The sequence below is a fragment of the Streptomyces sp. NPDC111656 genome, from assembly GCF_055656965.1.
Genome location: NZ_JBVKCA010000012.1, coordinates 222479 through 245026, shown reverse-complemented (window position 1 = coordinate 245026; position 22548 = coordinate 222479). Strand labels below are relative to the sequence as shown.

General features: G+C 71.5%; 19 protein-coding genes. 11 read left to right on the top strand and 8 right to left on the bottom strand.

Annotation, left to right across the window (positions count from 1 at the left end; translation table 11 throughout):
• The first annotated feature begins 71 nt into the window (after window positions 1-71).
• From pelF to ACZ7M3_RS31820, 7 genes are all read left to right on the top strand, one after another.
• Window positions 72-1610 (top strand): GT4 family glycosyltransferase PelF, encoded by a 1539-nt coding sequence (pelF, locus tag ACZ7M3_RS31850; RefSeq protein WP_472067674.1) that lies wholly within the window; start codon window positions 72-74, stop codon window positions 1608-1610.
• A complete protein-coding gene (locus ACZ7M3_RS31845) occupies window positions 1607-2983 on the top strand; it encodes a hypothetical protein (RefSeq protein WP_472067672.1) in 1377 nt (458 codons plus the stop codon). The genes pelF and ACZ7M3_RS31845 overlap by 4 nt, the downstream gene beginning before the upstream one ends.
• Before the next feature lie 88 nt (window positions 2984-3071).
• The gene (locus ACZ7M3_RS31840; protein WP_388527369.1) at window positions 3072-4073 is read left to right on the top strand and encodes a GDP-mannose 4,6-dehydratase; all 1002 of its coding nucleotides are present in this window, start codon (window positions 3072-3074) and stop codon (window positions 4071-4073) included.
• A 33-nt stretch (window positions 4074-4106) separates the two neighbouring features.
• Complete coding sequence (locus ACZ7M3_RS31835) at window positions 4107-4820, top strand: nucleotidyltransferase family protein (RefSeq protein ID WP_472067670.1); 714 nt, start codon at window positions 4107-4109, stop codon at window positions 4818-4820.
• Window positions 4821-4827: 7 nt separating this feature from the next.
• On the top strand, window positions 4828-5742 hold the full coding sequence (locus ACZ7M3_RS31830) for an NAD-dependent epimerase/dehydratase family protein (protein ID WP_472067668.1): 915 nt from the start codon (window positions 4828-4830) through the stop codon (window positions 5740-5742).
• A complete protein-coding gene (locus tag ACZ7M3_RS31825; RefSeq protein WP_472067666.1) occupies window positions 5739-6398 on the top strand; it encodes a spherulation-specific family 4 protein in 660 nt (219 codons plus the stop codon). Before ACZ7M3_RS31830 ends, ACZ7M3_RS31825 begins: the two co-directional genes overlap by 4 nt.
• Before the next feature lie 98 nt (window positions 6399-6496).
• Window positions 6497-8773, top strand: coding sequence for an FUSC family protein (locus tag ACZ7M3_RS31820; RefSeq protein WP_472067664.1), 2277 nt, complete (start codon window positions 6497-6499; stop codon window positions 8771-8773).
• A gap of 85 nt (window positions 8774-8858) precedes the next feature.
• On the opposite strand, the gene ACZ7M3_RS31815 is transcribed toward ACZ7M3_RS31820, so the two are convergent.
• The 3 genes from ACZ7M3_RS31815 to ACZ7M3_RS31805 all read right to left on the bottom strand — a co-directional run bounded on the left by ACZ7M3_RS31815 (window position 8859) and on the right by ACZ7M3_RS31805 (window position 11670).
• Complete coding sequence (locus ACZ7M3_RS31815) at window positions 8859-10064, bottom strand: cysteine desulfurase-like protein (protein ID WP_472067662.1); 1206 nt, start codon at window positions 10062-10064, stop codon at window positions 8859-8861.
• 135 nt (window positions 10065-10199) lie between these two features.
• The gene (locus ACZ7M3_RS31810) at window positions 10200-10376 is read right to left on the bottom strand and encodes a hypothetical protein (RefSeq protein WP_095856747.1); all 177 of its coding nucleotides are present in this window, start codon (window positions 10374-10376) and stop codon (window positions 10200-10202) included.
• 331 nt (window positions 10377-10707) lie between these two features.
• The gene (locus ACZ7M3_RS31805; RefSeq protein ID WP_472067660.1) at window positions 10708-11670 is read right to left on the bottom strand and encodes an anti-sigma factor RsbA family regulatory protein; all 963 of its coding nucleotides are present in this window, start codon (window positions 11668-11670) and stop codon (window positions 10708-10710) included.
• 218 nt (window positions 11671-11888) lie between these two features.
• Between ACZ7M3_RS31805 and ACZ7M3_RS31800 the strand changes: the two genes are divergently transcribed.
• Window positions 11889-12770 carry an RNA polymerase sigma factor SigF gene (locus tag ACZ7M3_RS31800; protein WP_472067658.1) on the top strand — a complete coding sequence of 294 codons (882 nt, stop codon included), beginning with the start codon at window positions 11889-11891 and terminating at the stop codon, window positions 12768-12770.
• A 96-nt stretch (window positions 12771-12866) separates the two neighbouring features.
• Here ACZ7M3_RS31800 and fusA read toward each other — a convergent pair whose 3' ends face one another.
• Together fusA and ACZ7M3_RS31790 are read right to left on the bottom strand one after the other, a co-directional pair.
• Window positions 12867-14963, bottom strand: coding sequence for an elongation factor G (gene fusA, locus ACZ7M3_RS31795; RefSeq protein ID WP_472067656.1), 2097 nt, complete (start codon window positions 14961-14963; stop codon window positions 12867-12869).
• A 512-nt stretch (window positions 14964-15475) separates the two neighbouring features.
• The gene (locus ACZ7M3_RS31790) at window positions 15476-16138 is read right to left on the bottom strand and encodes an alpha/beta hydrolase (RefSeq protein WP_472067654.1); all 663 of its coding nucleotides are present in this window, start codon (window positions 16136-16138) and stop codon (window positions 15476-15478) included.
• A 220-nt stretch (window positions 16139-16358) separates the two neighbouring features.
• Between ACZ7M3_RS31790 and ACZ7M3_RS31785 the strand changes: the two genes are divergently transcribed.
• Window positions 16359-16802 (top strand): DUF6010 family protein, encoded by a 444-nt coding sequence (locus ACZ7M3_RS31785; protein WP_472067652.1) that lies wholly within the window; start codon window positions 16359-16361, stop codon window positions 16800-16802.
• Window positions 16803-16875: 73 nt separating this feature from the next.
• On the opposite strand, the gene ACZ7M3_RS31780 is transcribed toward ACZ7M3_RS31785, so the two are convergent.
• Window positions 16876-17223, bottom strand: coding sequence for a PRC domain containing protein (locus ACZ7M3_RS31780; protein WP_095856742.1), 348 nt, complete (start codon window positions 17221-17223; stop codon window positions 16876-16878).
• Between the two features lie 231 nt (window positions 17224-17454).
• Here ACZ7M3_RS31780 and ACZ7M3_RS31775 point away from each other — a divergent pair, with 231 nt between their 5' ends.
• Entirely contained in the window at window positions 17455-18561 is a 1107-nt protein-coding gene (locus ACZ7M3_RS31775; RefSeq protein ID WP_472067650.1) for a PP2C family protein-serine/threonine phosphatase, read from the top strand.
• Window positions 18562-18625: 64 nt separating this feature from the next.
• Here the strand turns inward: ACZ7M3_RS31775 and ACZ7M3_RS31770 are convergent, their stop codons facing one another.
• The gene (locus tag ACZ7M3_RS31770) at window positions 18626-20896 is read right to left on the bottom strand and encodes a M4 family metallopeptidase (RefSeq protein ID WP_472067648.1); all 2271 of its coding nucleotides are present in this window, start codon (window positions 20894-20896) and stop codon (window positions 18626-18628) included.
• A gap of 398 nt (window positions 20897-21294) precedes the next feature.
• Here ACZ7M3_RS31770 and ACZ7M3_RS31765 point away from each other — a divergent pair, with 398 nt between their 5' ends.
• The gene (locus tag ACZ7M3_RS31765; protein WP_472067646.1) at window positions 21295-22212 is read left to right on the top strand and encodes an endonuclease/exonuclease/phosphatase family protein; all 918 of its coding nucleotides are present in this window, start codon (window positions 21295-21297) and stop codon (window positions 22210-22212) included.
• Window positions 22213-22222: 10 nt separating this feature from the next.
• On the opposite strand, the gene ACZ7M3_RS31760 is transcribed toward ACZ7M3_RS31765, so the two are convergent.
• Window positions 22223-22396 (bottom strand): LuxR C-terminal-related transcriptional regulator, encoded by a 174-nt coding sequence (locus ACZ7M3_RS31760; protein WP_472067783.1) that lies wholly within the window; start codon window positions 22394-22396, stop codon window positions 22223-22225.
• Window positions 22397-22548 lie beyond the last annotated feature (152 nt).

Below are 22548 nucleotides of genomic sequence, written 5' to 3'. Positions count from 1 at the left end.
ACGGTCCCGGCCGCACCACCGGCGGCCGGGACCGGCACGACCACCCCACAACTCGGCCGTGGAGCACATCGATGCACGTTCCCCACGGCGCGCGACGCCTCAAATCAACGCGCGTCACTCTGCTCACCGAAGGTACCTATCCGCACAGTCACGGCGGCGTCAGCGTCTGGTGCGACCAGCTCGTCGACGGCATGCCCGACATGGACTTCGACGTCGTCGCCGTGACCGGTACGGGACGCGAACCGATCGTGTGGGACATCCCCCCTCACGTCTCGCGCGTCGTCGCGGTCCCGATGTGGGGGCCCGCGCCCGAAGGCCGGCCGCCCCGCGGGCGTCGGCGCAATCAACTCGCCAACGCATACGAACAGTTCCTCACCGCCCTGCTCGATCCCTGCGCGGAGGACAGGTTCGCCAGCGCCCTGTACGAGCTGGCGCGGGCCGCGGCGGACGGCATGCTGAGTCCCTTCCTGCGCGGGGACCGGGCGATCGGCATCATGACCGCTGTCTGGAACCGGCCCGGACTGGTCGTGCGCGAGGCACGGCCGACCCTGCACGACGCGCTCACCGCCACCGCCCTGCTGGAACACGCGCTGCGTCCGCTGGCCGCGCCGCTGCCGGAGGACGGAGTGGCCCACGCGGTCAGCGGCGGTGTCGCCGCACTGCCGGGCCTGGCCGCGCTGGAGCGGCACGGCGTGCCCCTGCTGCTGACCGAACACGGCGTCTATCTGCGCGAGCGCTACCTCGGCTACCGCACCGCCCCCTACCGCTGGCCGGTGAAGGCCGTCGTGCTGGGCTTCTTCCGGCTGCTGGCCGAGGAGACCTATCGCCGGGCGGCCCTGATCACGCCGGGCAACCGCTACAACCGGCTGTGGGAGGAACAGGGCGGCGCCGACCCCGAGTCGATCCGCACCGTCTACAACGGCGTGGATCCCGCCGCGTTCCCGCCGGCGGGCCCCGAGCCGACCGAGCCCACCCTCAGCTGGGCCGGCCGCGTCGACCCGATCAAGGACCTGGAGACCCTCGTCCGTGCCTTCGCGCTCGCCCGGGCCCAACTCCCCACCCTGCGGCTGCGGTTGTTCGGTGGCACACCGCGGGGCGGCGAGGTGTACCGGGAGCGGTGCGAGGCGCTGGCCGCCGAACTCGGCCACGCGGACGCGGTCACGTTCGAGGGTCGCGTCGACGACATCAAGGACGCCTACGCCGCGGGCAATGTAGTGATGCTCTCCAGCATCAGCGAGGGCTTCCCCTTCACCCTGATCGAGGCCATGTCCTGCGGACGGGCGACCGTCTCCACGGACGTGGGCGGGGTACGGGAGGCCGTCGGCGACACGGGGCTCGTCGTGCCGCCGCGCGATCCCGCCGCGATGGCCGCGGCGGCGCTGGAGCTGTTGGGTGATCCCGACCGCCGCCGTGCGATGGGCGACGCGGCGCGGCTGCGGGTGATCGAGCAGTTCACCCTGCGCCAGACCGTCGACACCTTCCGCTCGATCTACCTGGAACTGTCGGCGCTCGGCCGGATCACACCACGCGAGCCGTGGACGCCCGGCCGCGACACGGCCGACGCGGAACTCGCGGCGGCGGGCGCGCAGTCGGGGAGCCTGGCCGGATGAGCGGGCCCATGGAGCTCCAACCCGCCGGGCCGGAGCTGGACACGCTGGCCCTCCGGCTCGCCGACGACCGCACGCTCGCCCTGCGCCTGCCGGACCACGGCCCGGACCGGGACGCGGTCGACCGGCTCGCCGCGGAACTGGCCGACCGGATCGGGCCCGCCGTCCATCCGTACGAGGTGGCGGCGCTGCTGGAGTCGGAGGGACTGACCGCCGAGGTCATCCAGGAACGCTACGGGCACCCTCATCTCTTCTCGCTCGCCGCCACCTTGTTCGAACGGGTGCCGCGTACCTTCCCCGAGCCCGCGAAGCCGACCGACCCGTGGCGCCCGGACCATGTGCGGTGCGCGTTGCGCGGGGCGCTGTTCGCGCTGCCGGGACTGGCCTACCTGCTCACCGGGCGACTGTGGCAGGCCGATCGGCACACCCACGTCCTCATCGTGGCCGGGCTGGTCTCCTGGGCCTGGGGCCAGGCGCTGGGGCACCGGGCCTATCTGCGGATGACCACGGGGCGGCGGGAGGCCGGCCGCACGCTCCTCAAAGGCGCGCCCCTGGGCGCCTTGGTGGCCACGGCCGCCGGGGCACTGGTCGCCGGACCCGATCCGGCGGCCCTGGTCGCGGCCGCGCAGTCGGCCTACCTCGCGGCGGCCGGTGTGCTGCTGGTGCTGGGCCGGGAACGGCTGCTGCTGGGCGCGCTCACCCCGTTGATCGCCGGGGCGGCGGTGCTGCCGTGGTGGGAGCCTGGCACCGCGCTGCGGGCCGGGCTGCCTCTGCTGGCGCTGCTCGGCACGGTCGCCGCGGCCGGCTGGGCCCTGCGGAGCACCCTCGCGGCCGTACCCGTCCCGAACGGCACCCGGCCCCGGCTGCTGCGCTCGCTGCCGTACGGCCTGTTCGGCCTGGCCGCCGGGGCGCTGGTACTGCTCGAGGGCCGCCAGGAGCCGTACGCCGTGATCGTGCTGACCGTGAGCATGGGGCCGGCCGAGTGGCTGCTGTACCGCTACCGGGGCATGTCGGTGGCGGCGCTGCGGGCGACGGCCACCCCGGCCGGGTTCCTGCTGCGTTCGGCCGGCGTGCTCGCCCTCTGCCTGCTCGCCTATCTGCTGCCGCTGCTGCCCGCGGCCCTGCTCACCGATGCCGAGCCGACGCCGCTGCTGCTGCTCGCGGCGACCCTGTGGACCGCACTGCTGCTCCAGGCGTTCGGGGTGGCCTGGACACCCGCCGGGGTGTGCCTCGCGGCCGCGGGCGGGGCCGCGGCCATCACCCTGTTCCATCTCCCACCGGGCGCGGAGGTGCTGTCGCTGTGCTGCGGCGCCGCCGCGCTGTGTCTCGCGGCGTGCGCGCTACGGCTGCTCGGGCGGCCCGCGCCGCATGCCTGACCTCCGGACCACCACCGCACGACACCGGCCCCCGGGCCGCGTCCGACGCACGGACATCACACGCGCAACCGACCGGAAGGACCACGCGTTGACCTCCGCACCGCTCGCCGCCGTCACCGGAGCCGAGGGTTTCATCGGCTCACACCTCACCGAGGCGCTGGTCGCCTCCGGACACCGGGTGAGGGCCATGGCGCAGTACAACTCCTTCGCCTCCTACGGCTGGCTGGAGACCCTGCCCACCGACGTCCTCGACCAGGTGGAGATCGTCCTCGGCGACGTCCGGGACCCCGGCTCGGTCCGGGGCCTCCTCGAAGGCGCCGACTGCGCCTACCACTTGGCCGCCCTCATCGCGATCCCGTACTCGTACCAGGCACCACACAGCTACGTGGACACCAATGTCACCGGCACGCTCAACGTGCTGGAGGCAGTGCGTGCCCTCGGCACACCCCGGCTGGTACACACCTCCACGAGCGAGACCTACGGCACGGCGCAGACCGTACCGATCACCGAGGACCACCCGATCAACACCCAGTCCCCGTACGCCGCTTCGAAGGCCGGCGGGGACCGGCTCGCCGACAGCTACCACGCGAGCTTCGACACCCCGGTGGTGACCCTGCGCCCGTTCAACACCTTCGGGCCGCGCCAGTCGATGCGCGCGGTGATCCCGAGCGTCATCGGGCAGGTGGCGGCCGGCGCGCACACCATCACCCTCGGCGATCTGCGGCCCACCCGCGACTTCACCTACGTCAAGGACACCGCACAGGCGTTCCTCGCGGTGGGCACCGCGCCCGCCGAGCGAGTGGTCGGCCGCACCTTCAACGCCGGAACCGGGGGCGAGATCTCCGTCGGTGACCTGGTCACGCTGATCGGCAAGGTGATGGACACGGCCATCGACGTACGCGAGGACGCGCAGCGCATCCGGCCCGCCAACTCCGAGGTCATGCGGCTGGTCGCGGACGCGACCCGGCTCGGCGGGGCGACCGGCTGGAGTCCCGGCCACGATCTGGAGCAGGGGCTCGCGCACACCGTGGAGTTCTTCCGCGACCCGGCCAACCTCGCCCGGTACAAGACCGGCATCTACAACATCTGACCCGTCCGGCACGTCCACGAAGGAGGAGCCCCTATGCACGCAGTGATCCTGGCGGGAGGCAAGGGCGTCCGGCTGCGGCCCTACACCACCGCGCTGCCCAAGCCGCTCGTGCCCATCGGCGACCAGCACGCCATCCTGGAGATCGTGCTGCGCCAGCTCGCCACCGCGGGCTTCACCCATTGCACGCTCGCCATCGGCCACCTCGGCGAGATCATCCGCGCCTACGTCGGCGACGGCTCCCAGTGGGGCATGGCCGTCGACTACGCCACCGAGGAGAGCCCCTTGGGCACCATGGGGCCGCTGCTCACCATGCGCGAGCGCCTGCCCGAGTCGTTTCTCGTGATGAACGGAGACGTCCTGACCGACCTCGACTACGCCGACGTCCTGAAGCAGCACCGGGACTCGGCCGCCCCGCTGACGATCGCGACCTACGCGCGCAAGGTGCACATCGACTTCGGCGTACTGACCACCGACCAGCGCAAGGTCGTCGCGTTCACCGAGAAACCGAGCATGGACTACCGCGTCTCCATGGGCATCTACGGGCTGTCCAGGTCGACCCTCGACGGCTACACGCCCGGGCTGCCGCTCGGCTTCGACGAACTGGTGCTCGATCTGCTCAGGGCACAGAACCCGCCGCACGCGTACGACTTCGACGGGTACTGGCTCGACATCGGCCGCCCCGACGACTACGACCGGGCCAACGCCGAGTTCACCACCCGCAAGTCGATGCTGCTCAAGGGAGCCTGACCACCGCATGCGCATTCTCGTCCTCGGCTTCACCGGCTATCTGGGCGGTCACGTCGTCGAGCACCTGCGCGCCCTGCCGGGCGCCCGGGTGTTCGGCGGCGGTCGCTCGCCCGATGCCGAGCTGGACATCGACCTGACCACCGCCCGTACGGACGGGCTGGCGAAGACCCTGGCGTCGGCGGCGCCCGATGCCGTGATCAACTGCGCGGGCTCGACCGACGGGGACGCCGTGACCCTCGCGGAGGTCAACTCCCGTGGTCCCGCCGTCCTGTGCGCGGCGCTGCGGGAGGCGGCGCCCTCGGCACGCCTCGTCCATCTGGGCTCGGCCGCCGAATACGGCCCCGGTACCCCGGACACCAGGGTGACCGAGACGTCGGCCACCCGTCCCGTCACCCCCTACGGCGCCACCAAACTCGCCGGGACGGTCACCGTGACCACCTCCGGACTCGACGCGGTGGTCCTGCGCGTGGGCAACCCGGTGGGGCCCGGCGCCCCGCCCACCGGGCTGCCCGGCCGGATCGCCGGGCTGCTGCGCGAGGCCGGGCCGGACCCGGACGCGGTGATCCGACTGGGTGACCTGTCGGCATACCGCGACTTCGTGGACGTACGCGATGTGGCGCGGGCGGCGGTGCTCGCGGCCACGTCGCCCGGGTCCCTGCCGCACGTCCTCAACATCGGGGGCGGACGTGCCGTCCCGGTGCGCGAGCTCGTACGGACACTGGCCCGCACCGGCGGGTTCCGGGGGCGGATCGAGGAGGACGGCGGCGGCTCGGCGCGCTCGGGGGCGGTGTCGTGGCAGTGCTCCGACATCGCCGCCGCCGGTGACAGCCTGGACTGGCGGCCGTCGTACGCCCTGGAGGAGTCGCTGGCCGCGCTCTGGGCTGCGGCATCCGTACGGCCGGAAGGCGGCCGGGCGCCGTGAGCCTGCTCATTCCGCTGTACGTCCACCCGGCCGAGGACCCGGGCGCCTGGCACCGGCTGATCACGGCCGCGGCCCGTACCTACGCGGTGGTGATCAATCCCGCGAACGGTCCGGGCCCGGGCCCCGACCCGGCGTTCACGGCGGCGGCCGGAGCTCTGCGGGCGGCCGGCGCCCGCCTGCTCGGCTACGTGGACACCGACTACGGTGCGCGTTCCACGGCCGAGGTCGCCAAGGACGTCGTACGGCACCGGGAGTGGTACGGGACCGACGGCTGCTTCCTGGACCGGGTGACCTCGGACCCGGCCGAACTGCCCGCCTGCCGAAGGCTGGTGCGGGCCGTACGCCGGCTGGGCGCCACGACCGTCGTACTCAATCCCGGGGTGCACCCGGCGCCGGGGTACGCGCGCGTCGCCGACCTGACGGTGACCTTCGAGGGGCACTGGACGACCTATGTGTCGGCGTTCAGCAGACCGGCGTGGACCGCCCGGCACCCGCCCGACCGGTTCTGCCATCTCGTCTACGGTGTGCCCGAGGCGCTCGTACCGCTCGCCGTGCGTACCGCCCGCGAACGCGGAGCGGCGGTCTACGGTCCCGTGTCGGGAGAACCTCCCAATCCCTGGGCGCAGTTGACGCCCGCGCTGAGCGAGGCCGACTGAGCCCGGGGTCGCCGCGGACGCCGGCAAGGACGCGCGGGCGTCGGCACGTGCCATGCTGGAAGCGCTGATCATGGCGGAGAGCGAGGCAGAACAACAGCGTGAGGACAGCGACACGGCCGGGCCGGACGAGGATCTGGGACCGATTCGCGGCATCGGACCCCGGGCTGCTGCGGCTCATGGCCGGGCTGCGGACGGTGGGGGCCATCGCGCTCACGCTCGCCGTACTGACGCTGCTCGGGGCCGGCAAGACTCACTTGGTCGCCGGTTCCATCTCGGCCATGGCCGCGACCTTCGCCATCAAGGAGAAGCAGCAGCGCCAACAGGCGGTCACGCTCGCGCTCGGGCTGGTCGTGGCACTCGCCGCGATGTCGCTGGGGGCGCTGCTCAGCACGCACGTGGTCGCGGGTGACCTCTTCTTCCTGGCGCTGATCTTCGCCGCCGTGTACAGCCGCCGCTTCGGTGATCGCGGAACGGCGCTGGGTCTCATCGGGTTCCAGGTCTACTTCGTGTCGCTGTTCGTCAGGGCCGGCGTCCCCGGTCTGCCGGGACTGTGCGGGACCCTGGTCGTCGCGTTCGTGTGCAGCGCGCTGGTGCGTTTCCTCGTCGTACCGGAGACACCCGAGCGTGTACTGCGTCGGTTGCGCGCGGCCTTCCGGGCCCGTCTGGCGCAACTGGTGTCCGCCCAGATCGAGTTGCTGGACGCCGGCCCTGACCGGGTGGAGAAGGCTCTGGAGGAGGTCAGGCGGCACACCGCCCGGCTCCACGAGAGCGCGATGATGATCCAGGGACGGCTGGCGGAGGGGACCAGCGACAGCGCCACCGCCGCGCTCGTGCAGCGGCGTATCGCCGACGCCGAGATCGCCGCCGAGCGGCTCGGGGTGCTCATCCTGACCGCCCGCAGCGCGGAACGCGCCGACACGCTCACCCTGCATCTGCCGAACGCGCCCGTGCCCGCGGCGAGCGACCGGCTCCAGGCGCAGGACGACACCACCGCCACCCTGCGCCGTGATCTCGAAGCGCTGCGCCTGCTCGTCCTGCGCCCGGTCGCCGAGGACCGCGGCACCGGGGTGGCCCATGTGCGCAACCGGCTGCTCGGTTACCGCGACGAGGAGAACCTGCCGCGCGCCTCGGCGGCCGTCCAGGACGTCTTCCGCGGCATCGGGGAGACGGGGCGTGCCGTCCTGGGACTGCGACTCGCCTTCGACGGGCCCCAGGACGAGTCCGACGACACACCGTCGACGACCCGTTCCCGTGAGGAGTTGGACGCCGAGGACGTCGCCATCGCCCGGGCAGAGGAGGACGAGGAGGACGCGCACGACCCCACGGGGTGGAAGCGTCCGACGACCCGTACCGCGGTCCAGGTGTCGGTGGGTTCGGCCCTGGCCATCGTCGGTGGTGAGTTCCTGTCCAGTCAGCGCTGGTACTGGGCCGTGCTGACCTGCTGGGTGGTCTTCCTGAACACGTCGTCCACCGGAGAGATCCTGGTCAAGGGGTACCGGCGACTGCTCGGCACCGTGCTCGGCGTCGTCGCCGGTGCCCTGCTGGCGAGTCTGGTCGGCTCCCACACCTGGACCGCGTTCGCCCTGGTGCTGCTGTTCATCTTCGCGATGTTCTTCACCGCGCCGCTGTCGTACGCCCTGATGTCCTTCTTCGTCACGGCGATGCTGGGTCTGCTGTACACGCTGCTCAACACCTACAGCACCGGGGTGCTCGTCCTTCGTATCGAGGAAACGGCGCTCGGCGCCACCTGTGGTGTCATCGCGGCCGCCCTGGTGCTGCCGGTGAACACGGACCGCCGTACCGACGAGCTGCTGGCCACGGTTCTGAAGCGGCTCGGGGAGGTCACCGGTGCGGCGGTCGACCAGCTGAGCGGCGGTCCGGCGATCGAGCTGCTGGACAAGGCGCGGGATCTCGACACGGCTCTGGACGATCTACGGTCCTCCACACAGCCGTTGACGCATCCGATCACCCCGCTGCGGGCGCGTCGGCAGACCGCGCGCTATCTCGTGGCGCTCCTGGAGACGTGCGCCTACCACGCGCGTTCCCTGGCGGCGACGGCCGAGCTGTTGCCCTACAGCAAGACCGTCGCGGCCGATCCCCGGCTCAAGGGGGCCGGCCGGCGCATCGCGCACAACATCGACGTCCTGGTCGCACGCGTCGAGGACGACGACACCGAAGGCGTGGCCGAGACCGGCCCCAGCCTCGCGTCCATGCTGGAGACGGACCGGCCGGGCCTTCCCCGGCACGACCGCGTGACCGACCGGGTCCTGCGGCATCTGCAGCGCCTGGACGAAGGCGTGATCGGCCTCGCCCGCCCTCTCGGGGTACCGGTGTCGACCCCCGCGAACACGGCGTCCCGGGGACCCGCCGCCTAGGAAGTGCCGACAGCCACGGCCCGCGGAGTTCCGGTGGTCGCGGCCCAGGGAGTGCCGGTGGTCGCGATGTCGGGGGGCGCGGGGGTCACGACTTCAGGAATGCCGCCAGGCCCTCCAGCAGTCGTTCCACGTCGTCCTCGTCGTTGTACGGCGACAGTCCGAGGCGCAGGCCTCCGGTGTCGCCCAGGCCGAGGTGGCGCGATGCCTCCAGCGCGTAGAACGTTCCCGCGGGCGCGTGCACGCTCCGCGCCGCCAGGAAGCGGTAGGCGTCGTCCGTGTGACGGTCGTCGAAGGTCAGGAGCAGGGTGGGGGTGCGGTCGGCCGCCCGGGAGCGGACCGTGACGCCCGCGAGTGCGGCCAGGCCGTTCTCCATCCGGTCCCGCAGCGCTCGCTCGTGCCGCTCGATCGACACGAACGCGGACCTCAGCCGGGCGCGCCGGTCGTCCGCCGGACCGGTCCCGAGCCCGGCGAGCAGGTCGACGGCGGCGCGGGTGCCGGCGAGGAGCTCATAGGGCAGCGTCCCGAGCTCGAAACGCTCCGGGACCGCGTCGGAGGAGGGCAGCAGCTTGTCGGGACGCAGCGTCTCCAGCAGGGCCGGAGCGGCGGCGAGCACGCCGTGGTGCGGGCCGAGGAACTTGTACGGCGAGCAGACGAAGAAGTCGGCGCCGAGCCGTGCGAGGTCCACGAACGCGTGAGCCGTGTAGTGCACGCCGTCGACGTAGAGCAGTGCGTCCGTGCGGTGGACCAGACGGGCGATCTCCGCGACGTCGGGGAGCGTGCCGATCAGGTTGGAGGCGGCGGTGACGGCGACCAGCCGGGTGCGTTCGGTGAGCAGTTCGCCCACGGCCGAGGGCGGGAGTTCGCCGGTGACCGGATCGAAGTCGGCCCATCGCACCTGGGCGCCGGTCCGCTCCGCGGCCTGGACCCAGGGGCGGATGTTGGCGTCGTGGTCGAGACGGCTCACCACGATCTCGTCGCCGGGGGCCCAGTCCTTGGCCAGCGCCCGGGAGAAGTCGTACGTGAGTTGGGTGGCGCTGCGGCCGAAGACGACTCCCGAGGGGTCCCCGCCCAACAGGTCGGCCATGGTCTGCCGGAACTCCCTGACGAGAGCCTCCGCGTTCGCCTCTCCCGCCGTGACGCTCCCCCGGTTCGACAGCGGGCGGGTGAGCGCGTCGGCGATCGCCGCGCCGACCGGCGCCGGCGTCTGGGTGCCGCCCGGACCGTCGAAATAGGCGATGCCGGTCCGCAGGGCGGGGATCTGGGCGCGCAACGCGCCGACGTCGTAGGTCACTCGGGCTCCTTGGGCTGCTATGTCGTCCGCTCGGGGACGACGACATCAGGCGAGTTGTCCGGGCGGCAGGCTTCGGTGGTAACTGCCGACCCGGGCCAGGTATATCCGAACACCCACACGCCGGTGTCGACGGTGTCAGCGCCTACGGCCGCGGGTCGCCCAGCCGCCGCCGACGCCGGAGACGTGCAGGGCGAGCAGGGCCAGCCCTATGAGCATGACGTTGGTCGACGTGAAGACGTCGTTCGTCGAGAGGTCCGCGGCATTGATCAAGAACGCGATGAACAGCACGATCGCCGCAACGATTCCGAGCATGAACGCTCCTCTTCCGAAGTGGTGGTGGAGTCCGAGTGCCCCCAGGAATCCTGCCGACACAACTTCGCGCATCGGTGCGAGTCCGGCCGGCCCGGACGGGGCCGAACCGCGGGTCCTGCCGTCATCATTGAGCCCACCACCCGGGCCGCAGCGCATCGAAAGCAGACAGCAATGGCACACACCCCGGCCGCATCGACCTGTTCTCCCGTCGGAGCCGCCGCGTGAACGCGGCGCGTGTCCCGGGCCTGGTCCTGCCCCTGGTCTACCTCGGCGGGCTCGTCGCGGTCCTGGTCTGGTACTGGCGGCACCGCGGCGAGTAGAGCGACCACGGTCATCTTCGGGCGAGGTAGCTGCGTACGGTCGTTCCCGACACGGCGGTGTGGACGCGTACGAGGTCGGACAGGAAGTGGACGAGGAGCAGGCCCCGTCCGCCGAGTTGGTCCGGGCGCACCGGGCGGCGGCCGGCCAGGGGGTCGGTCAGGTGTCCCTCGTCACGCACCTCGCAGACGATCTGCTCGCTCTCGGCCCAGATCCGCAGCGTCCCCGAACCGCCTCCGTGCACCACGCTGTTGGTCGTCAACTCGGCGACGACGAGGTTCAGATCCTGCAGCCGGGGCGGCTCCATCCCCCGCTCCCGTGCCTCGCGCAGCGCGAAGTCGCGTGCGGCAGGCAGCAGTCCGGCGGCGAAGCGGACCGTGGCCGCTCCCGGCGGATACGGCAAGGTCTCGTTGTAGCGCACGAGGACGCGTCCGGGATCGTAGGCGTGGCTGACGCCCGGCCGCCCGTCGCTGATCACCACGGGGTGCGTGGCGTGTGCGTCGGCGAGCACGTCGTCGGAGAGGGTTCGGGCGTCGTACGGGCACAGGATGGTCGCGTCGCGGCCGTGGAACGCCGTGTTGATGAGGGCTTCGTGCTGGACACAGGCCGGGTACTCGAGCGGAGTACGGCCGTACCAGATCGGCTCCCCGATGATGCGCACAGGACGTCCGGGGTGGGCGTCGGCGAAGGATCGCAGGACGGCGGGGATGATCCGGCCGGGGTTCCGGCCGGCCTGTGTCATGTCGATCCAGCGGACCTCGTGGGCGGCCGGTCCGAGTTCCGCCTTGAGCAGCGCCAGTCGGGACGGAGGCGCCGCCACCGCCACGGGCAGACCGGTGGCGAGGCCCTCGGACACGAACGGCAGCGTGCCTTGCGCGTACTCCCGCTCGGAGCGGTACAGGAGCGCGGGGTGCGCGAACGGCTCCGCCCGGTCTCGGACGAGGGGCGACCGCGCTCCGTCTTCTCCCTGCTCCATGCCCACTGGCTCACCTCGGATCCCACTGTAGGCGGCGGCGGTTGCCGTCGGCGTGCATCCGGCAGAGGGCTTCGGCGAGAAGTAGTACGGGAGCCACGTCCGGCGGGCCGCGGAACAGAGGCGTTCCGCGGGTTTCGGAGTGTGGGTGGCATGACTGGCTTGAGACGGGGCAGACGGCCTCTGTCTTCAATTCCTTCGAACGAACTGGGGTGGACCGCATGGCAGCCGTGACGGCAGCGAAGGCAACCAACACGGCACAGCAGGCAGGAACGGCACAGGAGGAGGTACTCCCCCTGATCGACGAGCCGCTGAAGATCAGCCCGAAGGACGCGCGCGCGTTGTCGCGTCAGTTCTTCGACCGGCTGGCCGTGCTGGAGGAAGGCACGCACGACTACCAGTACGCGCGCAACACGCTCATCGAGATGAACCTCTCCCTCGTACGGTACGCGGCGGCCCGCTTCCGCAGCCGCAACCAGGACGAGATGGAGGACATCGTCCAGGTCGGCACGATCGGGCTCATCAAGGCGATCGACCGTTTCGAGCTGACCCGCGAGGTCGAGTTCACCTCCTTCGCCGTTCCGTACATCGTCGGCGAGATCAAGCGTTTCTTCCGCGACACCAGCTGGGCCGTCCATGTGCCCCGCCGTCTTCAGGAGGCGCGGATCGAACTCGCCAAGGCGACGGAGGAACTGCGCACCCGCCTCGGCCGCACCCCGACCACGCGTGAGCTGGCCGCGCTGATGTCCCTCTCCGAGGAGGAGGTCGTCGAGGCGCGCAAGGCCTCGAACGGCTACAACTCCTCGTCCCTCGACGCCGCGCTCACGGCGGACGACGGCGCGGACGGGGACACCGTTCTCGCGGACTTCATCGGCGAGGACGATCCCTCGCTCGAACTCGTCGACGACTTCCAGTCCCTGGCCCCGCTGATCGCCGAACTGGACGAACGTCAGCGTCGGATCATCCACATGCGGTTCGTCGAGGAGCGCACCCAGGCCCAGATCGGCGAGGAACTCGGCATCTCGCAGATGCACGTCTCGCGTCTGATCACCCGCATCATCAAGCGTCTTCGCACCGGGCTGCTCGATCCCGCGGTCGCCTGACGCGCCGCGGTCGTCCGACGCGCCCGCCCCGGGCAGCGTGCGACCGGGGCGCCGCGGGACGGTCCCGCCCGAAGTCGGGCGGGACCGTCCTGTGCGTCACCGGGCCGCAGTCCCGGTCGACGCCGTGCTCGGTGCCGGGGCGTACCCGGCGGGCCGGGCGGTGAAGACTCCCCGGCCCCGCGTCCGGCTGCGCAGCCGGGTCGCATGGCCGAACAGCTCGACCAGCGGCACGGTCGCGCTGATCACCACGACGCCCGCCCGCGCGACGGAGCCCGAGACCTGCCCGCGTCGCGCCGCCAGGTCACCGAGGACCCCGCCCACGGCGTCGTCCGGCACGGTGACCGTGACCTCCGCCACCGGTTCCAGCAGAACCATCGCGCAGGCGCGCAGTGCCTCCCGCAGCGCGAACCGGCCGGCCGTCCGGAACGCCCGCTCCGAAGAGTCCTTCGGATGGGTCGCTCCATCGGTGAGGACGACACGCACCCCGGTGACCGGGTGCCCGCCGAGCGGCCCGTCGGCCAGCGCGTCACGGCACCCGGCCTCCAGCGCCCGGACGTACTCCTGTGGCACCCGTCCGCCGACGACGGTCGAGCGGAACTCGAAGCGTGTCGCGCCCCCGCCGTCGCCCGGGGCCTCGTCCAGCGGCTCCACGTCGAGCACGACATGGGCGAACTCACCGGCGCCGCCGTCCTGTTTGACGTGCCGGTGGACCAGCCCCGACACTCCCCGGACGACCGTCTCGCGGTAGGCCACCCTCGGCCGGCCGACCCGGACGTCCAGACCGTGGGCGAGCCGGATCTTCTCCACCGCCACCTCCAGATGCAGTTCGCCCATGCCCGACAGGACCAGCTGGCCGGTCTCGGGGTCGGTGCGCACGACCAGCGAGGGATCCTCCTCGACCAGCCGCGTCAACGCGGACACCAACTGCTCCGCCTCAGCGCTGCCGACGGCCTCGACGGCCACCGAGACGACCGGATCGGCGACGGTCGGCGGTTCGAGCACCAACGGAGCCCCGGGGGCGCACAGGGTCGACCCGGCGCGGGCCGACTTCAGACCGACCACCGCGACGATGTCGCCCGCCACCGCCCGCTCCAGTGGGGCGTGGCGGTCGGCCTGCACCCGCAGGATCCGGCCGACGCGCTCGGTGCGCCCCGTGCCCGAGTCCCACACCGTCTCTCCCTTCCCGATCGTGCCCGAATAGACACGCAGATACGTCAGCCGCCCCGTGGCGGTGCCGTTCACCTTGAACACCAGTGCCGCGAACGGTGCCGCCGGGTCGGCGAACCGCTCCTGTTCCCCACCGTCCCGGGTGCCGCGTACCGCGGGCACGTCGAGCGGCGAAGGCAGGTAGGCCACCACGGCATCGAGCAGTGGCTCGATGCCGCGATTGCGGTAGGCCGAGCCGCACAGCACCACCACGCCGTCGCCGGAACGGGTCAGGTCGCGCAGCGCGGCGGTCAGGGTCCGCGCGGAGAGCGTCCCTTCCGCGCAGAACTCCTCGAGCGCGCCGGGATGGAGTTCCGCCACCGATTCCTCCAGCTGTCGGCGGCGGCCTTCCGCGGCGTCCCTCAGTGCCTCGGGCACCGGGCCCTCCTCGACCGTGTCACGGCCTTCGGGCCAGACCAGTGACCGCATGCGCGGCAGATCCACCACACCGGTGAACCCGGCCTCCGATCCGATCGGCAACTGGACGACCAGCGGGGCCGGATGCAGCCGCTCCCTGATCGACTCGACCGCGGTGTCGAGGTCGGCACCGGCGCGGTCGAGCTTGTTGACGAAGGCGATCCTCGGCACGCCGTACCGGTCCGCCTGGCGCCACACCGCCTCGCTCTGCGGCTCGACTCCCGCGACGGCGTCGAAGACCGCCACGGCGCCGTCGAGCACCCGCAGGGAGCGCGCCACCTCGTCGGAGAAGTCGACGTGGCCCGGGGTGTCGATCAGGTTGATCCGGTGCGCGTCCCAGGTACAGCTCACGGCCGCGGCGAAGATGGTGATGCCACGATCGCGTTCCTGGGGGTCGAAGTCGGTGACGGTGGTGCCGTCATGGACCTCGCCCCGCTTGTGGGTGCTCCCGGTGAGGTACAGGATCCGCTCGGTGAGGGTGGTCTTCCCGGCGTCGACGTGGGCGAGGATGCCCAGGTTGCGGACGGCGGCGAGCGGGGTGTCGAGGTGACGGTGCAGGTCGGTACGCACGGCCCATGGCCTTTCGGAATGATCCGGATGGGGCGGCGCGATTTCCCGGACGAAGCGGCCCGCGGTCGTGTCACGGGCCGTGCGGGGACCTCTGGCCACGGCACATCCCCATCGGGGCGTACGGAGCCGATCTGCCCGGTGACGGGCGGAGAGAGGTCAGATGTTCGTCACGGACCACCGGTGTCGGCCGCGCAGCCGGCACCGGGGACCCGGAGACACGAGGATCACCTCGTAGCGCGAAGGGGGAACGACGACAGCGGTGCGGTGACGCACGGCCCGGCTCCCCTCACTCGTCAGGACGCGCGCCGTGATGTTCCGCAGGTGCGGTGAGCGCGCGTTGTGGGGTGAGTGTAGGGAGCGCGCAGCGGTCGGCGCACCGGAATTTCACTCCTCGCGCCGCGCCCGCTCCCGGAGTTGACGGCTCCGACGGGTCCGGGAGTTGACAACTCCGACGGGTCCCGGAGTCGCAGGTCCCGGTCCGGTCCCGATGTGCGGATTCAGGGCAGGTCCGGTCAGAGCAGGCCGGAGTCTGCCTCCGAAAGCGCCCGGGCGAGCGGTCCACCGGGCGGCTCCGTGGGCCGCAGCAGTTCGGCGACGGCCGCCCCCGTGGCGCCGTGCCAGGTTCCGTACCGTCGGAGCATGGCGTGGTCACCGCGCTTGACCAGCAGCACACCCGCGCGGGAGCCGGCCGCCCTGGCCCGGCGGACGAACGCGATCGACTCCGACGGATCGGTGACGCGGTCGCGGTCACCGTGGAGCGCGATCACCTTCTTGTCCTGGAGGTGGGCCACCGGTTCGCCCTCCGGACACCAGGGCGCCAGCGCCACCACTCCCCCCACCTGTGTCGCCGCCGCGACGCGCAGGGCTGCCCGGCCGCCCATCGAATGACCCACGAGAATCACCGGCACCTCACCCACGCGGCGGGCGAGTTCCGCGAGTGCCCGCTGGACGTCACCGACGGGGTCGGCCCGTGAACCGTTCCAGCCCTGGAGCCGGTAGCGCACCTGCCCGAGGAAGACCTCGTCGTCCGGCACGGCCGCGGCAACGGCCCGGACCACGGGTCTCATCCGCAGCGCCGCCACGTTCCAGGGTCGTGAGGGGGCCAGGCTGTCGGCCCGGCCCCCGTGCAGGACGAGCACGGCCGCACGCGCCGCGTCCGAGTGACGGACCGGCACCAGGGCGGTGTCGGCCCCGACCGGTCCACGCGCCGGTGCGCCAGAGGTCCTTGTCCGCGTTCGGCCGCGCATCACAGCTCTTCCCGTGTTCCGACTCCGCCTGTGGGAGAAGTGTCCCATCGCGGGTCACACTCTCGGTGGTGCCGTCTGGCGAGAACCCGTCGCACTCTGACATTCCGGCCACTGCCGGGGCCGCGATCACCCTCGTAGCGTCTCGCTCATGCTCTTCGTCGCACCCGTACTCATCGGTGTTCTCTACGCGTTCCTCATGTCCCTGCTCCGGGAGCCCGCGAGGCGGCGGTTCAACGCCGTCATGGTCGCCGGGGCCGGAGCCGCCTATCTCAGCAGTGGCAGTTTCGGCGCCTGGGAGTTCGTCTTCACCGCCGCGGTCACCTACTGCGCCTACCGCGGCCTCGACTCGTACGTCTGGATCGGCGTCGCCTGGCTGCTGCACACCGCCTGGGACGCCCTGCACTACCTGCGGGGAGCCCCGATCATCCCGTTCGCCACGCACTCGTCGCTCGGCTGCGCGATCTGCGACCCGGTGATCGCCCTCTGGTGCCTGCGCGGCGGCCCCTCGCTCCCCACCCTGATCGGCTCCTGGTTCTCCAAGCGCCCCACCTCCCTGACCGACGGCTCCCCGACCGACGCCTCACACGCCTAGCCGCCCACGGGTGACCGGGCCGCCAGGTTCCGGGCCACAGGCGCCGGTGTCGGTGCCGTACGCCTCGGCGGTCTCAGTGTCCGGACCCGTAGTGTCCGCCGAGCTGATCGCGGTAATGCGGGTCGCCGAGGTGCTTCTCCTTGTCGAACTCCGGCGCCGACTTGATTTCGTCCTTCGTCCGGGCGACGTGGACGGTCTTGTCCTCGTGGGTGATCGTGGTGATCGTCCCGGCGGGCAGCAGGACCTCCTTGCCGAAGATCCAGATGCCGGTGTCGACCACGATGTACTGGGAACCGACCTCGTCCGAGTGCTTGTCGACCTTCCCGATGTGTCCATCGGTCGCTTCCACCCGGTACCCGGTGAGATCCGCGTCGGGTGTGTGGCCGCTGGTCGGAGTGTAGGCCCACAGATTCTCGTACATGAAGAAATCCTCCAGCTCTGTCGCGGTGCGCTTGAAAACACCGGGTGTCCGTTCAGCGCGCGCCGACACTCTTTTTCCCGGAGAGAATTCTCAGAGAATTGCGATTTTCAACCAACACGGGAATTCTCCGCGCGGAACAGGGAAATCGTCCGGCGTCCGGCGGCCCGCCCGGCCCACCGTGATGCGCACGACCGCCGGAAGGGGGAGCGTGGTGGGGTAGGGAGGAGTGCTATGGGCACGGCCGACCACCGGCATCGCGGCTGGGAGAGCCAAGGCTGGCTGCGCGGAGCACCACCACCGCGCTGGGTGCGGGTGCTGCCGCCCGCCCTGCTGGTGGCGGTCTGCACCGCCGAACTCCTGAGTCGGTACCCCTTGGACATCGGCTTCCTGCTGGGCGCCATCCCGTCGCTGGCCGTGCTCTCCTACGGACCCGTGGCGACGGCCGTCTTCGGCGCCGTCGTCATCGTGTTCCTGTACGTACCGCCGCTCCAGCTCAACCATCCGGGCAACACCGACCTGCTGACCATCACGTTCGTCGCGATCCTGAGTGTCGCCATCTCCCTGGTGCGCAGTCGGCGCGACGCCCATCTGGTCACGGTACGCACCGTCGCGGAGGCCGCCCAGCTCGCCGTGCTGCCACCGCTTCCCGAACGCGTCGGCCCGGTGCGCTGCACGGCGTTCTACCGGGCGGCGCAGCGCGAGACACTGGTGGGTGGCGACTTCTTCGACGTGCGCGCCGGCCCGTACGGTGTGCGGGCGGTGATGGGCGATGTGCAGGGGCACGGGCTGTCGGCCGTCTCGACCGTCGCCTCACTCCTCGGGGCGTTCCGGGAGACCGTGCTCGACCAGGGCGACCTGAAGTCGGCCGCGGCCCGCCTCGATCGCCGGCTCGTCGTCGACTCGGCCCACACCGCACACGCCGAACTGTTCGCTACCGCTCTGCTGCTGGAGTTCTCGGCCGACGCGGACGCGGTGCGTCTGACGTCCTGCGGACACCCGCATCCGTTTCTGCTGCGCGACGGCAGGGCCATCGAGCTCGTTCTCGAACCAGGAGCCCCCCTCGGGCTCGGATTCTTCGACATCTCTCCGCCGCAGATCTGCACCGTCCGGCTGGAGCGCGGCGACCGGCTGTTCCTCGGCTCCGACGGAGTGTCCGAGAGCCGGGACGAGACGGGCGCCTTCTATCCCCTGGCCGAGCGCCTGACCACGTTGGCCCAGGTGAGGTCGGCCGACCTCACCGACCGCCTCTGGGAGGACCTCCTACGGTTCTGCACCGCCGTGCGTGACGACGTCACGATGCTGGTCCTCACCCCCGCCCCCCGGGGCGAGCGGAGGTGAGGACGGTTCGCCCGCCCGGACCGCGCGGGGCGGGCCGGACGGGCGAAGTCGGCGGGCGGACAGGTCAGGGGGTGAGCTGCCACTGCTGGATGTAGCCGACGTCGATCGAGGCGGTGTCCTGGACCCTCAGTTTCCAGGTGCCGTTGACGGGTTGCGCGGAGGCGTCGACCGTGAAGGTCTGGTCGACGTCGTCGGCGCTGCCCCCGCTGTGGTTCAGGAGCGAGTAGACGGTGCCGTCGGGGCCCACGAGGGAGACCGTCAGGTCACCGCGGTAGGTGTGGATGATCTTGACGTAGACCTGGGTGGTGGCCGAGGCGTTGCCGGTCCGGCCGGTGACGGTGATGGGTGACTCGACCGCGGCTCCGGCGTCGGGGATGTCCACCCGCGTGCTGTTGGCGTAGATGTTCGCCACCCGCCAGGTGAAGCTCACCGAGACGGACGCTCCCGTGCTGTCGGTGACCGTGACGGTCACGGGGCTGGTCCCGGTGGTGGTGGGAACTCCCGAGATCAGGCCGGTGTCGCTGATCGTCAGGCCGTCCGGCAGGCCGGTGGCCGCATAGGTCAGGCTCGCGCCGGAGTTGGTGGTGTAGGCACTGGCCTGAAGGGAGACCTGCTGGCCGACACCGCTGGTCTGGTCGTCGATCGGCGCCACGTTGACACCCAGCGCGATCCTGTCGCCGACATGGATCCCGGCCCAGGCGGCAGCGACGGCGAGGTAGGTGTCGCTGTACGCGCCGAAGAGGTCGGCGGCGGCCTGGAGGGTCGCGGTGCGGGCTCCGGCGTAGTTGGTGCTGGAGGTCATGTAGGTGGTCAGGGCCCGGTACCAGATCCGCTGGGCGTTCTCGATGCCGATGCCGGTCACGGGTACACCGTCGTAGGTCGGGCTGTCGTACGAGACCCCGTTGACGGTCTTGGCACCGCTGCCCTCGGAGAGCAGGTAGAAGAAGTGGTTGGCCGGTCCGGAGGAGTAGTGGACGTCGAGGCCGCCCAGCGAGGAGTCCCAGTTGTCGCGGGACGCCCCGTCCTTGGAGGGCTTGTCCATGTACCGCAGCGGGGTGCCGTTGCCGTTGATGTCGATCTTCTCGCCGACCAGGTAGTCGGGGACGTCCGCGGACAGGTTGGCGTGGAACTCCACCGCGGCGGCGAAGATGTCCGAGGTCGCCTCGTTGAGGCCACCGGACTCACCCGAGTAGGTGAGGCCCGCGGTGGCGGCGGTCACGCCGTGGCTCATCTCGTGCGCGGCGACATCCAGGGCGGTCAGCGGGTGCGTGTTGCTCGCGCCGTCCCCGTACGTCATGCAGAAGCAGCTGTCGGACCAGAAGGCGTTGACGTAGCTGTTGCCGTAGTGCGCCCGGCTGTAGGCGGCCACGCCGTCGTTGCGGATGCCGTTGCGGCCGAAGACGTCCTTGTAGTAGTCCCAGGTGGCCGCGGCACCGAAGGCGACGTCCACGCCGGCCGTCTGACGGTTGCTCTGGGTGCCGTCTCCCCAGACATCGTTGTCATCCGTGAAGAGGGTGCCGGTGCCTGAGGTGCCCTGGTTCAGGTCGTAGGTGCGGTGACCCGCGCGGTCGCCGTCCACCAGCTGGTACGTGGAGCCGGACGGCGTGGTGCTGAGCGGGACCGAGCCGCTGTACTGGCCCGTGCCCGTGCCCGTGCGCACCGCCTGGAAGTCGAACAGGGCCTTGCCCGAGGTGGCGTCGGTGATGACATGGAGCTCGCTCGGCGTGCCGTCGTCCTGGGTGCCGCCGACCACCGACTCCCAGGCCAGCACCGGCTCGGCTCCGGCGGCCCAGACGACGAGGCGGGGAGCGCCGTCGACCGCGGGACGCGTGGCGTCGGCCTTCTTCGCGATCGCGAGCGCCTTGTGGGCGGCGGTGGCGGACGTGACGCGGGCGGTGGTGGTCGGCACCTTGAGGTCGGCCTTGCTCGCCTCGGACACGGTGGACAGACCGTTCCTGACGTGTACGACGAGGTCGCCGCCGAGGACCGGCAATCCGGCGTAGGTGCGCTCGTAGCGGGTGTGCGTGGTGCCGTCGGCGTCCTTCGAGACGTCCTTGACGATCAGCTTCTCCTTGGAGCCGAGGTCGAGGATCTTCGCGGTGTCGCCGACCGCGGCGGTGGCGCTCTTGAGCAGCGCGGCATGCGCGGCGGGAGACAGTTTCGCCGAGGCCGCGGCGGCCCGAGGGGTGGCGACGATCTTCGCGTGGCCGCGGTCACGGGGAGCCGCGGACGCGACGCCGGTGTGGAATCCGGCAGCGAGCAGCGTGCCGGCGGCGGTGAGCGCCAACGCCGCGGTGTATCTGCGTCGGTGCGAGGTGCGGTCGGGCGGGAGCAAGGGCTTCTCCTTCTGGCGACGATCGGCCCGTGGTCGAGGCCGAGAGAGCGGGCCGGCAGGGTGTGGCCGACTGGCAACGCGCTGAGCAGGGAAGGGCGCTGCACGAGGTGACCCACGAGGGGTGTGACGGAACTCGGCGGCGCGCGACAGGTGGGGGGTGTGAAGGAACGGTGAACGTTCAAGAGCAGACTGGCATCGCATGCACAGTTTTGTCATGGAGATGACAAAGCAAAGGCTGAAAATGGCTATTGCTTGCTGGATGTTCACCCCGACTCGGGGCGCTTTTCGGCCGGTGGCGGACGGTCCGGGTGGCGAGGGTGGCATGGGTTCACGGGTACGGGAAGCTGCTCACGCCGGTTCCCGTGGACCGGACCGATACGGGGGACACTGGCCTGACGATGAATCAGCGGAATCAGCGGGACCATGGCACGCGCCGTCGGCCGGTGCGGTTCGCGACGTTCAATGTGCTGCACGGCCGGCCGCTGCCGGACGGAGGGCCTCCCCACTCCCCCGCCGCGAACCCGGCCGAAGGACCGCTCGCCCGAGCCGTCCTTTCTTTGGACGCCGATGTCCTGGCGTTGCAGGAACTGGACCGCCTCCAGGAGCGATCGGGCGGCGTCGACCAGGCGTCGATCGCCGCCGACGCGGCGGGGCTGAAGCACTGGCGCTACGCGAGCGCGTGCCACGCCCGTTCCACAGCGGACCGGGGGTGGGTCCTCGACCCGACCGAGCCGGGGCTACGGGTGTACGGCCCGCAGGACGCCGACTCGGCCACGGACGTCCCCTCGCACGGGATCGCGTTGCTGTCCCGCTTTCCGGTACGGGACTGGCGGGCCCGGCGGTTGGCTCCCGCGCCCCTCGGTATGCCCCTGCGGATGGCCGGGCGGCCCGGGCTCACCCTGGTCCGGGACCAGCCGCGCGCCGCGCTGGCCGCCGTACTGGAGGCACCGGGCGGTCCGTTCACGGCGGTGGCGGTGCACCTGTCGTTCGTACCGGGCTGGAACGTCGCACAGCTGCTCGCCGTCCGAGACTGGATCGCCGACCTTCCCTCACCTCATGTCCTGCTGGGCGATTTCAACCTGATCGGCGCCCTGCCCAGGGTCGTGCTGAACGCTCCCGGGAAGACCCGCACCCCACCGTCGCCCCGCGGCTGGTTCGATCTGGCCCGCACCCCGACCTATCCCGCGCACCGCCCGGTCGTGCAGTTCGACCATGTGCTCGCGAACGGCGTCGGCGTGGCAGCGGCGAGCGGAGCGCGCACGCCCGCGACGGGGATCTCGGACCATCGCCCGCTCGTGCTGGAACTGTCCCTGTGACCCCGCCCGTTCAGCCCGCCGTGCCGAGGGCGGCGCGTGTCATCAGGCCGGCCGGGGCCGAGCGGGACGGTATCCCGCTCTTGCGGTGGACGGCGGACAGATGCGTCTCGACCGTACGGCGGCTGAGGTGCAGCCGCGCCGCGACGGCCTGGTCGCTCAGTCCCTCCGCCACCGGCTCGGCGATCTCGAATTCACAGGGGTGGTCAGCTCGGCCAGGTCCGTCGGCAGGCGCGCGCCGCCGACCGCGGCGATCCGCTGGGCCCGGTGTCCCATCACGGCGGCGCGGGGCCCTGTCCGGAGCGCTTCACCAAGGGAGCGGCGCGCAACAGGGAGTTC